The organism is Streptomyces sp. NPDC031225, from assembly GCF_055570355.1.
In genome coordinates, this window is the sequence record NZ_JBVIHJ010000009.1 from 36,186 (window position 1) to 48,301 (window position 12,116).

A 12,116-nucleotide genomic window follows, 5' to 3' on the forward strand; every position below is an offset into this window, starting at 1 on the left:
CCCCCGTGCACAACCGGAAACGCACGCCGGTGACCCTCTGACGAGCCCCCACCTCGTTGGAGACCTTCATGCCCCTCGCCGCGCAAGGCGTCGACACCGGCGACACCGCCTGGCTGCTCGCCGCCACCGCCCTCGTCCTGCTGATGACCCCGGGCCTCGCCCTGTTCTACGGCGGCATGGTCCGCACGAAGAGCGTCCTCAACATGCTGATGATGAGCTTCGTGTCGATCGCCCTCGTCACGGTGGTGTGGCTGGCCGCCGGGTACTCACTGGCCTTCGGGGACGACATCGGCGGAGGACTCATCGGCGGCCTGAAGCACGCCGGCATGAGCGGCCTCGGCCCGGACAGCGTCCAGGGCACCGTCCCGACGCTCCTCTTCGCCACCTTCCAGCTCACCTTCGCGATCATCACGGCGGCCCTGATCAGCGGCGCGATCGCGGACCGCGCGAAGTTCGGGGCGTGGCTGGTGTTCGTGCCGGTGTGGGCGCTGCTCGTATACGTTCCCGTCGCCCACTGGGTGTGGGGCCCGGGCGGCTGGATCCTGGACAGGCTCGGCGCCCTCGACTTCGCGGGTGGTATGCCGGTGGAGATCACCTCCGGCGCCTCCGGTCTGGCGCTCGCGCTGGTCCTCGGCCCGCGTCTGGGCTTCAAAAAAGATGCCATGCGCCCGCACAACCTGCCCATGGTCATGATGGGTGCCGGTCTCCTCTGGTTCGGCTGGTTCGGCTTCAACGCGGGTTCCGCCCTGGGCGCCAACGGGCTGGCGGCCGCGGCCTTCCTCAACACCCTGGCCGCCGGCTGCACCGGACTGCTCGGCTGGCTCTTCGTCGAGCAGAGGCGCGACGGCCACCCGACCACGCTCGGCGCCGCGTCCGGCGCGGTCGCGGGCCTGGTCGCGATCACCCCGTCCTGCGGTTCGGTCTCACTCCTGGGCGCGCTCGTCGTCGGCCTCGCCGCCGGTGTCGCCTGCTCGTACGCCGTGGGCTGGAAGTTCCGGCTGAACTACGACGACTCGCTCGACGTGGTCGGCGTCCACCTGGTCGGCGGAGTCATCGGCACGCTCCTGATCGGCGTGTTCGCGGAGAAGGCGATGACCGGCGGCGCCGAGGGCCTGCTCTACGGCGGCGGGCTCGCCCAGCTCGGCAAGCAGCTGGTGGGCGTGGCCGCCGTGGGGACGTACGCCTTCGTCATGACGTACGGCATCGGGAAGCTGATCGACAGGGCGATGGGCTTCCGGGCGGACGAGGAGCACGAGCACACCGGCCTGGACCTTACGGTGCACGCCGAGACCGCATACGATCACGGCGTCCTGGGCCACGGTGCCCCGGTCGGCGCGTCCTCCGTCCCCTCCGCCCAGAAGGTCAAGACCCAGGCATGAAGCTCATCACCGCGATCGTCAAGCCGTACCGCCTCGACGAGGTCAAGACCGCGCTCCAGGAGATCGGCGTCCACGGCCTGACCGTGACCGAGGCCAGCGGCTACGGCCGGCAGCGCGGCCACACCGAGGTGTACCGCGGCGCCGAGTACCAGGTCGACCTGGTGCCCAAGGTCCGCATCGAGGTCGTCGTCGACGACGCCGACTCGGACGCGGTCATCGACGCCATCGTCAAGGCGGCCCGGACGGGCAAGATCGGCGACGGCAAGGTCTGGGCGCTGCCGGTCGAGGCGGTCGTACGGGTGCGGACGGGCGAGCGGGGTCCGGACGCGCTGTGACGCGGCCCCCGGCGGGCCCGGATCAGTGCGCGGGTGCGCCGCGCAGCCGTGCCCAGCCTCGCCGGCGCGACGACCGCAGGCGCATCCACAGCACCGCGCCGACCACCGCAGCCACGAACAGCACGACGGCGACCAGCCACGGCAGGGCGAAGAACGCCGCGCTCGCCGACTCGCGGGTGTCCTTGGCGCTGGCCGTCAACGTGATGTCTCCCCAGTCGAGTTGAGGAGCACCCTGCCACGGCTCGGTCAGCCGTACCTGCTGGCCCGGCAGCAACTCCCCCGGGATCTGCGCGAGTTCGCGGGCGAGCAGCGTACGTCCGAACAGTCCCGTCGCCCGTAGCTCGACCTTCGGGCTGAGCGTGACATTCCCGGTGTTGCGCAGGGTGTACGAGACCGTCGCGCCGCTGTCCCCCAACCCCGGTACCAGCGGCTGGTGATGGCTGATGTGGACGTTCTCGACGCTGATCGCGGGGACGGTGGGCCCGCCGACGCGGAGGTAGATCCGGGCGGCGACGGCCCGCTGCACCCCGAGCGCCACCGTGCCGTCGCCCTTGTCGACCCGTTCGTCCAGGGCCACCAACGCGCCGGGGTGGTCGCCCGGTTCGGCGCCTTCGGGCACCGTCAGTGTGAAGGGCACGGTGACCTTGCCGTGCGCGGGGATCGTGACCCGGGACTTCGCGGGCTTCGCCCACGCCCCCACCCCGCGCTGCTTCTCCTGCGCGGTCCGGACGGCGAAACCGCCGTCGCGGGCGGTGTTGTAGGCGTCGGCTGCGTAGAGCCGGAAGGCCAGCGGTTCATCCGTCTTGTTGGTGACGACCACCTTGTCGTCGATGCTCTGCCCGGGGTCGGCGGAGAGATAGAAGTAGGGGCGCGCCGCGATCTGGGAGGCGGCGGGATACACGGACCAGCTGCCGTTGTCGGCGGCGTGCGCGGGCGCGGCCTGTATGCCGATGCCGAGGAACAGGATCAGGAGGAGGACGTACGGCTTTCGCATGGGTGCGGACCCCCACGGGTGCGAGAAGGACGGGACGGGCGGGTGCGGGCGCCCGTACGGTCAGCTGAGCGTGAGGGTGAGAACGCCGGAGTACGTGCCCGGAGGCGTGAACGCCGGTACGTTCAGGGAGAGTTTCGCGTCCGCGGTGAACTCACCGCCGGTGAGTGTGCCGTTGGGGGTGGACGCGAGGGTGGCTCCCGAGGAACCGACCGTGCCGGGCGAACCGGCCTGGCAGGTGCTCGGGCTGCCCGCCTTGGTGGCACAGGCGGGGGTCCAGCTCAGTGCCCCGGCATCGATCTTGGCGCCGGGCCCGGTGAAGTCGGTGACCTTGCCGGTCAGGGACCAGCCCGCGGGGCCGCCGCGGAAGTCCTTGACGGTCACCCTGTTGAGGTCGCCGTTCGACAGTCCGCCCGTGCCGTAGTCCACCGGCGTGAGACCGACGGAGTCCCCGGCCTGGGACATGGACAGGCTGCCCGCGTTCACCTTGCTGGTGAGCTTCTGGCTGCCCGCCGGAACGGGTGTGTTGTCGATGACGACGTACGCCTTGGGGCCGGCCCCCTTGGCGTCGCTGTACGCGCTGCCCTCGAACGCCACGACGCCGGTCGTCGTCTTGTCGTTGACGACGAGCGACCCGCTGAAGGCGCCCGAGGAGTCGGCGGTGGCGGTGGCGGTGTCCGCTGTCTGGGCGGCGCCGGACCGCCCGGCCAGGGTGACCGTCGCCCCCGGTGTGAACTTGCTGCCGGTGACGGTGACGCTGTCACCGGGTTTGCCGGATGCCGAACCCAGCGCGATGTCACGCTCGTTGACGGGGTTCGCGTCCGTCGCGGTGGCCGTTTCGGACACCGGGGCGGGCGGGTTCGTCACCGTGCAGGGAGTGTCCAGCTCCAGGATGTAGCTGGTGTGGATGTTGTAGTCGCCGGGCGAGAGCGTGATCGCGCCGGGTGCGGTGACCTTGAAGGTGCCGGTCATGCTGAACCCCGGGAAGGCCGCGTTGCCGGCCACCGGATCGTTCTTCTTCGGGCCCGCCACGGTGACGGACCCGGTCTGGGCCCCGCCCAGGGTGACCTTGCCGGTCGGCGTCATGATGTCGGCCGGCAGGCTGATGGCGGTCGGGTTGCTCGCGGCGGGCTTGACCACCTTGTAGGTGACGGTGACGGTGTCGCCGACCTTGGGGCTGGTGTTGTCCACCGAGATGTTGGCCGTGGTGGTGCCGTCGATCGGCGGGATGCCCGCAACCGCGGGCGGGATGCAGTGCGTGGCGAAGTCCACGTTCGTGGCGGCACCGGCCGGACAGGCCAGTGCGCCGCCCGCGGTGACCGCGAGTGCGGTCGCCCCGAGCAATGACACCAAACGGCGTCTTCGGGTCGTCGAACCCATGGGTGTGCCCCCTCCGGAAGCTCCTGAAGTCCTGTGCCGACAGGGGGCATTGATGTGTGGATTGCGCGAGAAGTCAATGGAGCTGCCGCAAGAATCTGATGGCCCATCAGTTCCTGCGGCAGCGCGAGCGGTTGCTCGATCGGTTGCTCGATCGATTGCTCAGTCGAACACGAAGGGCCCCGGCGCCTGCGGTCCGGTCGCCGTGCAGGTGACGGTGATCCCGAAGACGACGATCTGCAGCGAACCGCCGTACGACTCCAGGCTGTCACCGGCCGCCACGGTGCCGTCGAGGGGGCCGACGACGACGGGGTCGCCGGTCGCGATGGCGGGGTTCTCCGTACCGGAGAAGGTGGTGGTGCCGCCGTTCGCGTTCACGAAGGTGAGGGTCGAGGCGATCGAGTCCTCGGAGAGGGCGAGCGGAGCGTTGATCGCCGAGGTGACGGTGACGGTGGCGGCGGTGCCGTCCTGGGTGGCGGTGAGGGTGGCCTCACCGCTGCCGAAGAGGCCGCAGTCCGCGGTGATGGTCGCGGTGTCGGGGGTGACGGCCAGGGCGGCGGGTGCGAACGCGAGTGCGGCGGCCGCGAGTGCGCCGACCGCCAGTGCCGCACCGGTTGCTGTGCGTGTACCTCTCATGGAATCCGGTTCCCTTCCCGTGGTGGGGACTGCCATGTGGGGATGGACGGGGGGTGCGTTCCGAGGAGCGGCCGGTGCTCGCGGGCGTGGTGCGGGACGCTTCGCGAGCTGGAATCTGACGGTCCGTCGGAATCTCCGGTTCCATTGATGCGCGAGGGACGACAAACGGCAAGCGGGATTTCCGGCCAAGTGTTACCCCGGGTATCAGCCAGCGGTGACGGTGCTCCGCACGGTGCCGTCGACCCCCGCCACCAGTACCGGGGTGTCCGGCCCGCCCAGGTCCCGCACGGCGGCGAGGTCGGCCGCGGCCGCCGCGTCCGCCTCGGTGACGACCGCGGCCGCCTCCAGGGACTTCGCCCCGGACGCCACCGCCATGGCCACCGCGGTTTGCAGGGCACTCAGCCGCAAAGAGGCCAGTTCCACCGTCCCCGCCACATACGTCCGACCGGTCTCGTCCCGCACGGCCGCCCCCTCGGGCACGGCGTTGCGGGCCCGCGCCGAACGGGCCAGGGTGACGATCTTGCGGTCCTCGGGGTCGAGCGCGCTGTTGTCGGTCATGACAGGAGCATACGAAGCGCCGCCACGCTCACCCCGCCACGGGGTACATCGCCCCGCGCCGCCCCTCCGGCGAAGCCAGCCACTCCAGCTTGGCCGCGGTGTTCGCCTCGTCCAGCGGGGTGTGCAGGACCACCGTCAGATCGGGCCGCGCCGGCACCCGCATCGCCGTGGACTCCACGCACAGCAGCCCGACCAGCGGATGGTCGAGCTCCTTGCGGATCACCCCGGCGTCCTCGATGTCCCGCCGCTCCCAGAGCTCCGTGAACCCGGTACCAGTCTCCTTCAGCCGGGCCAGCACCTCCTGGAAACCCTCGTCGTGCGGACGCGCCGAGGAGGCGGCCCGGAACTGCGCGACGACCGTGCGCGCGTTCTCTTCCCAGCTGTGCGAACGCGATCGGTACAGCGGATCCGTGAAGAAGTCGATGATGCAGTTCTGCGTGTTCTCCGGCCGCATGCCGAGCACCCAGCCCGCGGCCTCGTTGTACATCACACAGTTGTAGTACGGGTCCATGATGTGCGCCGGATACGGCAGCCACGCGTCGATCAGCCGCCGCAGCCCCTCACAACCGTGGTCGACGGCCGGTTCCGGCGCCGGCGGGTTCAGCCCGGCCAGGACGTACAGGTGCCGCCGCTCGGCGTTGCTGAGCCGCAGCACCCGCCCGACGGAGTCGAGAACCTGCGGGGAGACGGAGATGTCCCGCCCCTGCTCCAGCCACTGGTACCAGGAGGCGCCCACCCCGGCGAGCACGGCGACCTCCTCGCGCCGCAGCCCGGGCGTCCGCCGCCGCGCCCCACCGTCCGGCAGCCCGGCCTCGGTGGGCGAGACCCGGGCCCGCCGGCTCATCAGGAACTCGCGCAGTTCACGGAGCCGATGCGTCTTGCCCGCACCGGTCTCGATCACGTCCGCCACGTACTCCCCCTGTGCTCACGCCTGACTGGTGGTGCCACCACCAGGACAACTTCCCGCTCCCCACGGACATTCCGACGGCCGCAGGCTCTCACCCATGGCGATCGACACCCCTCCCACCGTAATCCCGGCCCCGGCACTCGACACCCCCAGGCTGTCGACGCGCGACAAACTCGTCCTCTTCGTCCTGTGCGCCGCCCAGTTCATGGTCGCGCTGGACTTCTCCGTCCTGAACGTCGCCCTGCCCGTCCTCGGCGCCGACCTCGGCATGAGCCGGTCCGCCCTGCAGTGGGCGGTCACGGCGTTCGCGCTGCCGTCCGGCGGTTTCCTGCTCCTGTTCGGCCGCACGGGAGACCTGTACGGCCGTCGGAAGCTGTTCCTCAGCGGGCTCGCCCTGTTCGGCGCGGCCTCCCTGCTCGCGACCTTCGCCTGGAACCCGGCGTCGTTCCTCGCCGGACGCGCCCTGCAGGGGCTCGGCGCGGCGGCGATCGTACCGACCGGCATGGCCCTGCTGACCACGACCTTCCCCGAGGGCCCCGCCCGCCACCGCGCCCTGGGCATCTCCGGCACGCTGCTCTCGCTCGGTTTCACCGTCGGCATGGTGGCCGGCGGCACCCTCACCGACACCTTCGGCTGGCGCTCCACGATGGGCCTGCTCTCCCTGTTCGCCCTGATCGTGCTGCCGCTGGCCCCCGCACTGCTGCCCGAGTCCCGCACTCCGGACCGCCCCCGGCTCGACGTGCCCGGCGCGATCACGGTCACCGGCGGACTGCTCTCGCTGATCTACGCCCTGTCCACGGCCGCCGACCACGGCTTCGCCCGCGCCGACGTGATCACGACCCTGATCGCCGGCCTGCTGCTCCTCGCCGCGTTCGTCACGATCGAGTCCCGGACCGCGACTCCGCTGGTCTCCCTGCCCATGCTGCGCCGCCGCACGGTGGCGTGGGGCAACATCGGCGGCCTGGTCACCTTCTCGATGATGTCGACGGTCGTCTTCGCGCTGACCCTCTACCTCCAGGAGGTGCTGCACCTGTCCGCGTTCGAGACCGGCCTGGTCTTCGGCGTCCAGGGCGTGCTGTCGGCGGTCGCGGGCAGCTACGCCTCCAAGGTCATCGGCCGCTTCGGCGCCCACCGCACACTGGTCGGCTCGCTCCTCGGCCAGGGCGTCCTGATCGCCGCCCTGCTGGGCCTGAACACCCAGAGCTGGTCCGTCTGGCTCGCCACCGCCGCCGTCTCCCTGGCCAGCATGTGCCACCTGGGCGCGATCATCTCGTACGGCGTCACGGTCACCTCCGGCGTCCCGGACGAGGAACAAGGCCTGGCCACCGGCCTGGTCACCTCGACCCAGCAGGTCGGCCTCACGATCGGCATCCCCCTGCTCGGCGTCCTCGCCACCACCTCGCACGACCTGCTGTCCGGCGTCCACACGGTCCTCGCCCTGGACGCGGTGATCGTGCTCGCGGCGGCGGTACTGGTCGCGGTGGGACTGCGGGTGCGCTCAGGAGCGGTCGAGGCGAAGCCGCTCGGCGCGCGGTAGACCGGCCACCACCAGGTCGTACGAGTCCTCGACGAGCTCCCGGACCAGCCGGTCCGGGAGTTCGCCGTCGACCGTGACGGTGTTCCAGTGGCGCTTGTTCATGTGGTAGCCGGGAATGATCAGGCCCGGATGCTCCCCGCGCAGCCGGATCGCGTCCTCCGGATCGCACTTGAGGTTGACCTTCAGAGGCCGCGCGTCGGTCCAGCTCAGGGCGAACATCTTGCCCAGCACCTTGAAGACCGAGATCTCCGGCCTGAACGGGAAGTCCTCCACCGTCGCGTTGAACGACAGACACAGAGCACGCAGTTCCTCGGGGCTCACGCCTGCTCCGTCTCCTTCGCCGAGGAGCCCACCGGCTCCACCAGCACCGTCACGATCTTGTTCCGGCGGCCCGCCGCGGCCTCCGCGGTCAGCCGCAGCCCACGCCCGTCGGGAAGCTCGACCACACTCGACGCCCCGGCGATGGGGACCCGGCCGAGGGCCTTCGCGAGCAGCCCGCCGACGGTCTCCACGTCCTCGTCGTCGTACTCGTCGAGCCCGTACAGCTCGCCCAGGTCGGTGATGTCGAGGCGGGCGGTGACCCGGTGGCGGTCGTCGCCGAGCTCCTCCACCGGCGGCAGCTCGCGGTCGTACTCGTCGGTGATCTCACCGACGATCTCCTCGAGGATGTCCTCGATGGTGACGATGCCGGCCGTGCCGCCGTACTCGTCGATCACGACGGCCACGTGGTTGCGGTCCTGCTGCATCTCGCGCAGCAGGTCACCGGCGTTCTTCGTGTCGGGCACGAAGGCGGCCGGACGCATGGTCGTGGAGACCAGCTCGGACTCGGCGTCCCGGCTGATGTGCGTCTTGCGGACCAGGTCCTTCAGATAGACGATCCCGACGATGTCGTCCTCGCTCTCGCCGCTCACCGGGATGCGCGAGAAGCCCGACCTGAGCGCCAGGGTCAGTGCCTGACGGATCGTCTTGTACCGCTCGATGACGACGAGATCGGTCCGCGGGACCATGACCTCCCGCACCAGCGTGTCCCCCAGCTCGAAGACCGAGTGCACCATCCGGCGCTCGTCGTCCTCGATCAGGGACTCCTTCTCGGCGAGGTCGACCAGCGCGCGCAGCTCCGCCTCGGAGGCGAAGGGGCCGCGACGGAAGCCCTTGCCGGGCGTCAGCGCGTTGCCGATGAGAATCAGCAACGACGGGATCGGGCCCATGACCCGGGCCAGCGGGACGAGGATGTACGCCGCCGCGGTCGCCGTGTTGAGCGGATGCTGACGCCCGATGGTGCGCGGGGAGACCCCGACGGCGACGTACGACACGAGGACCATGACGCCGATCGCGACCAGCAGGGCGCGCGTCGTGCCCGGGAACTCCTGGAGGCAGGCGTAGGTGACCAACGCCGCCGCGGCCATCTCGCAGGCCACGCGCAGCAGCAGCGCCAGGTTGAGATACCGGGTCGGGTCGGCGGCGACCTGCGCGAGCTTCGCACTGCCCCGACGGCCGTTGCGTACGGCTTCCTCGGCGCGGAAGCTGGAGACGCGCGCGAGGCCCGCCTCCGCGCAGGCGGCGAGCCACGCGACGACGACCAGGGCGATCGCGCCGGAGACGAGGGACGGACTCATGAGACGGTCGGCGCCGGGGACGGCCCGGTGAGGCCCTTCTCCTGCCGCCACCCGTCCACGATGGCCGCCTGGAGGCCGAACATCTCGGCCTTCTCGTCCGGCTCCTCGTGGTCGTAACCGAGAAGGTGCAACACCCCGTGGACGGTGAGCAGTTGGAGCTCCTCGTCCATGGAGTGCTGCGTCTCGGCCTCCTCGCCCTGCCGCTTGGCGACCTCGGGACAGAGCACGATGTCGCCGAGGAGGCCCTGCGGGGGCTCGTCGTCGTCCTTGCTGGGCGGCCGGAGCTCGTCCATCGGGAAGGACATGACGTCGGTGGGCCCCGGCAGGTCCATCCACTGGATGTGCAGCTGCTCCATGGCGTCGTCGTCCACGACGATCACCGAGAGCTCGGAGAGCGGGTGGATGCGCATCCGCGCGAGCGCGTAGCGGGCGATGTCGAGGATCGCCTGTTCGTCGACCTCGGTTCCGGACTCGTTGTTGACGTCGATCGACATGGTGCTGGCTTGTCTACTTCCGCTTGTTCCGGCCGCCCTTGTGGGTGCCGTTCTCCGTACCGTTCTCGCTGTCGTACTTCTCGTACGCGTCGACGATACGGCCGACCAGCTTGTGCCGTACGACGTCCTGGGACGACAGGCGGGAGAAGTGCACGTCGTCGAGGCCCTCCAGGATGTCCTGCACCTGCCGCAGACCCGACTTGGTGCCGTCGGGCAGGTCGACCTGCGTGACGTCACCGGTGATCACGATCTTCGACTCGAAGCCGAGCCGGGTGAGGAACATCTTCATCTGCTCGGGGCTCGTGTTCTGAGCCTCGTCCAGAATGATGAAAGCGTCATTGAGGGTCCGACCCCTCATGTACGCCAGCGGCGCGACCTCGATCGTCCCCGCCGCCATCAGCTTCGGGATCGAGTCCGGGTCCAGCATGTCGTGCAGGGCGTCGTACAGCGGGCGCAGGTAGGGGTCGATCTTCTCGTAGAGGGTGCCGGGCAGGAAGCCCAGCCGCTCGCCCGCCTCGACCGCGGGGCGGGTCAGGATGATGCGGCTGACCTGCTTGGACTGCAGGGCCTGCACCGCCTTGGCCATGGCGAGGTAGGTCTTGCCGGTACCGGCGGGGCCGATGCCGAAGACGATCGTGTGCGTGTCGATCGCGTCGACGTACCGCTTCTGGTTGAGGGTCTTGGGGCGGATGGTGCGGCCGCGCGAGGACAGGATGTTCTGCGTGAGCACGTCGGCCGGGGTCTCCTGGCCGTCGCTCGTCCCGTTCTCGCTCGCTCGCAGCATGGCGATCGAGCGTTCCACTGCGTCCTCCGTCATCGGCTGTCCGGTGCGGAGCACCAGCATCATCTCGTCGAACAGGCGCTGCACGAGGACGACGTCCGCCGCCTCGCCGGTCGCGCTGATCTCATTGCCCCGGACATGGATGTCGGCCGCCGGGAAGGCCTTCTCGATCACGCGCAGGAGAGAGTCGCCGGATCCCAGGATCGAGACCATGGGGTGCTGGGCGGGGACGGTGAACTGTGCTCTCGCCTGCCCCTGCGCGGGGCTGTGACCTGTGGGTGTCTGAGTCATGGGCCGGCGCTGAAGGCCTGCGGTTCCTCCTCGTCACGGCCGCGCATCTGGAGACGGCCTCGCGGTTCCAAGAGTACGACGGTGCACTGACAACCCCGTAGGGCTTTTCGACAGTGAGGGCGCCCTCCGTGCGGCGGTGAGCCCTGCATGCTCCCCCACCGGCCCGGGGAAGAATGCGCTCGCTGCCACGTGCGTTCGAAAGTCGCGCGTGTTCGAGGGCCCCGGCTGCGGCGTCGGCCACGTAAGTCCGTACGGAGAAAGCAGGAAGACCGTGCTGTTGCGTCTGCCCACGTCCCTGCCCGAGGCACAGGAGTGTCTGGCCGAGGGGGCGATACCGGTCGGCGGTGCCACGCTCGTGTGGGCCGCCTGGCAACGCGACGGCTTCCCCGAGCAGTCCGTGTCACTGCGCGAGGTGCCGGAGGCGAACGTCCTCGACGCCGGGGCGGTCGGGGCGGCGGTGCTGCTGCACCGGATCGACGAGCGGGTGCCGGAGGTGCTGCGGCGGGCCGCGTCCGGCATCGGGACCGGGGCCGTGCGCCGGACCGCCACGGTGGGCGGGAACATCGTCGGCAGCACCCTGCGCTGTCTGCTGCCCGCGGCGCTCGTCCTGGACGCCCGGGCGCGGGTGCTGGCGGCGGAGGGGCCGTTCGAGACCGACCTCGCCGAGCTGCTCGCCAAGAAGCCGCTGCTGCTGAGCCTGCACTGGAGCGAACCGCTGGTCAGCGGCTACCGCAAGGTGTCCGAGGCCCCGGGCGGCCCGCCCCCGCTGGTCGTCGCCACGGCCGTCCACGCGGGCGACCGTCCCGTCCTGCGCGTCGCCGTCCGCGACGGCTACGACTTCCTGGACGAGAGCGTGCCCTGCGGGGCGGGCGCGGAGAGCGTGCTCGACGTGTTGAGCGGTACGCCCATCGGGGCGCTGCCCGCCGAGGCCCGCGAGGTGGTCCGGGACCAGGTGGTGTCGGTGCTGGAGCGGTCGGGCAAGCACTGACACCGGCGGGCCGGCGCGTGGTGCGGCGCGTCCGTGAATGCGCAACCACTGCCCCGAGGCCCCGAACCGGTCCGGCACGCACGGACACCGACCCGGCCGCGAACCGTGCACGGCGGGCCGACGCGCGGCACGCCGGGCCCGCGAGCGCGTAGCCACTGCCATCGAGGCCCCGAAGCAGTCCGGCAAGCACTGACGACACCGACCCGGCCGCGAGCCGCGCACGCCC

The 12,116-nt window shown here is 70.7% G+C and carries 13 protein-coding genes; 4 read left to right on the forward strand and 9 right to left on the reverse strand.

Annotated features, from left to right (window positions below):
- The first annotated feature begins 68 nt into the window (after positions 1–68).
- Both ACZ48Z_RS17155 and ACZ48Z_RS17160 read left to right on the forward strand, forming a co-directional pair.
- Positions 69–1,379 (forward strand): ammonium transporter, encoded by a 1,311-nt coding sequence (locus ACZ48Z_RS17155; protein WP_468736667.1) that lies wholly within the window; start codon positions 69–71, stop codon positions 1,377–1,379.
- Positions 1,376–1,714, forward strand: coding sequence for a P-II family nitrogen regulator (locus ACZ48Z_RS17160; RefSeq protein ID WP_468736668.1), 339 nt, complete (start codon positions 1,376–1,378; stop codon positions 1,712–1,714). The genes ACZ48Z_RS17155 and ACZ48Z_RS17160 overlap by 4 nt, the downstream gene beginning before the upstream one ends.
- A gap of 22 nt (positions 1,715–1,736) precedes the next feature.
- On the opposite strand, the gene ACZ48Z_RS17165 is transcribed toward ACZ48Z_RS17160, so the two are convergent.
- The 5 genes from ACZ48Z_RS17165 to ACZ48Z_RS17185 all read right to left on the reverse strand — a co-directional run bounded on the left by ACZ48Z_RS17165 (position 1,737) and on the right by ACZ48Z_RS17185 (position 6,120).
- Positions 1,737–2,708 carry a WxL protein peptidoglycan domain-containing protein gene (locus ACZ48Z_RS17165; RefSeq protein ID WP_468736669.1) on the reverse strand — a complete coding sequence of 324 codons (972 nt, stop codon included), beginning with the start codon at positions 2,706–2,708 and terminating at the stop codon, positions 1,737–1,739.
- Between the two features lie 60 nt (positions 2,709–2,768).
- Entirely contained in the window at positions 2,769–4,085 is a 1,317-nt protein-coding gene (locus ACZ48Z_RS17170; protein WP_468736670.1) for a WxL domain-containing protein, read from the reverse strand.
- Between the two features lie 159 nt (positions 4,086–4,244).
- A complete protein-coding gene (locus tag ACZ48Z_RS17175) occupies positions 4,245–4,718 on the reverse strand; it encodes a hypothetical protein (RefSeq protein WP_468736671.1) in 474 nt (157 codons plus the stop codon).
- Positions 4,719–4,922: 204 nt separating this feature from the next.
- Positions 4,923–5,276 (reverse strand): cytidine deaminase, encoded by a 354-nt coding sequence (locus ACZ48Z_RS17180; protein ID WP_468736672.1) that lies wholly within the window; start codon positions 5,274–5,276, stop codon positions 4,923–4,925.
- 28 nt (positions 5,277–5,304) lie between these two features.
- Positions 5,305–6,120 (reverse strand): helix-turn-helix transcriptional regulator, encoded by an 816-nt coding sequence (locus tag ACZ48Z_RS17185; RefSeq protein ID WP_468736876.1) that lies wholly within the window; start codon positions 6,118–6,120, stop codon positions 5,305–5,307.
- Between the two features lie 160 nt (positions 6,121–6,280).
- Here ACZ48Z_RS17185 and ACZ48Z_RS17190 point away from each other — a divergent pair, with 160 nt between their 5' ends.
- On the forward strand, positions 6,281–7,720 hold the full coding sequence (locus tag ACZ48Z_RS17190) for an MFS transporter (protein ID WP_468736673.1): 1,440 nt from the start codon (positions 6,281–6,283) through the stop codon (positions 7,718–7,720).
- On the opposite strand, the gene ACZ48Z_RS17195 is transcribed toward ACZ48Z_RS17190, so the two are convergent.
- Genes ACZ48Z_RS17195 through ACZ48Z_RS17210 form a run of 4 tightly spaced genes read right to left on the reverse strand, consistent with a single transcriptional unit; the run spans position 7,682 to position 10,902 of the window.
- Positions 7,682–8,041, reverse strand: coding sequence for an MmcQ/YjbR family DNA-binding protein (locus ACZ48Z_RS17195; RefSeq protein ID WP_468736674.1), 360 nt, complete (start codon positions 8,039–8,041; stop codon positions 7,682–7,684). The genes ACZ48Z_RS17190 and ACZ48Z_RS17195 overlap by 39 nt on opposite strands.
- Positions 8,038–9,336 (reverse strand): hemolysin family protein, encoded by a 1,299-nt coding sequence (locus tag ACZ48Z_RS17200; RefSeq protein ID WP_468736675.1) that lies wholly within the window; start codon positions 9,334–9,336, stop codon positions 8,038–8,040. The genes ACZ48Z_RS17195 and ACZ48Z_RS17200 overlap by 4 nt, the downstream gene beginning before the upstream one ends.
- Positions 9,333–9,830, reverse strand: a complete 498-nt coding sequence (gene ybeY / locus ACZ48Z_RS17205) for an rRNA maturation RNase YbeY (RefSeq protein WP_393599760.1) — start codon at positions 9,828–9,830, stop codon at positions 9,333–9,335. Before ybeY ends, ACZ48Z_RS17200 begins: the two co-directional genes overlap by 4 nt.
- Before the next feature lie 13 nt (positions 9,831–9,843).
- Positions 9,844–10,902 (reverse strand): PhoH family protein, encoded by a 1,059-nt coding sequence (locus tag ACZ48Z_RS17210; protein WP_468736676.1) that lies wholly within the window; start codon positions 10,900–10,902, stop codon positions 9,844–9,846.
- 271 nt (positions 10,903–11,173) lie between these two features.
- On the opposite strand from ACZ48Z_RS17210, the gene ACZ48Z_RS17215 reads away from it, so the two are divergent.
- The gene (locus tag ACZ48Z_RS17215) at positions 11,174–11,890 is read left to right on the forward strand and encodes an FAD binding domain-containing protein (protein ID WP_468736677.1); all 717 of its coding nucleotides are present in this window, start codon (positions 11,174–11,176) and stop codon (positions 11,888–11,890) included.
- Positions 11,891–12,116: the final 226 nt, after the last annotated feature.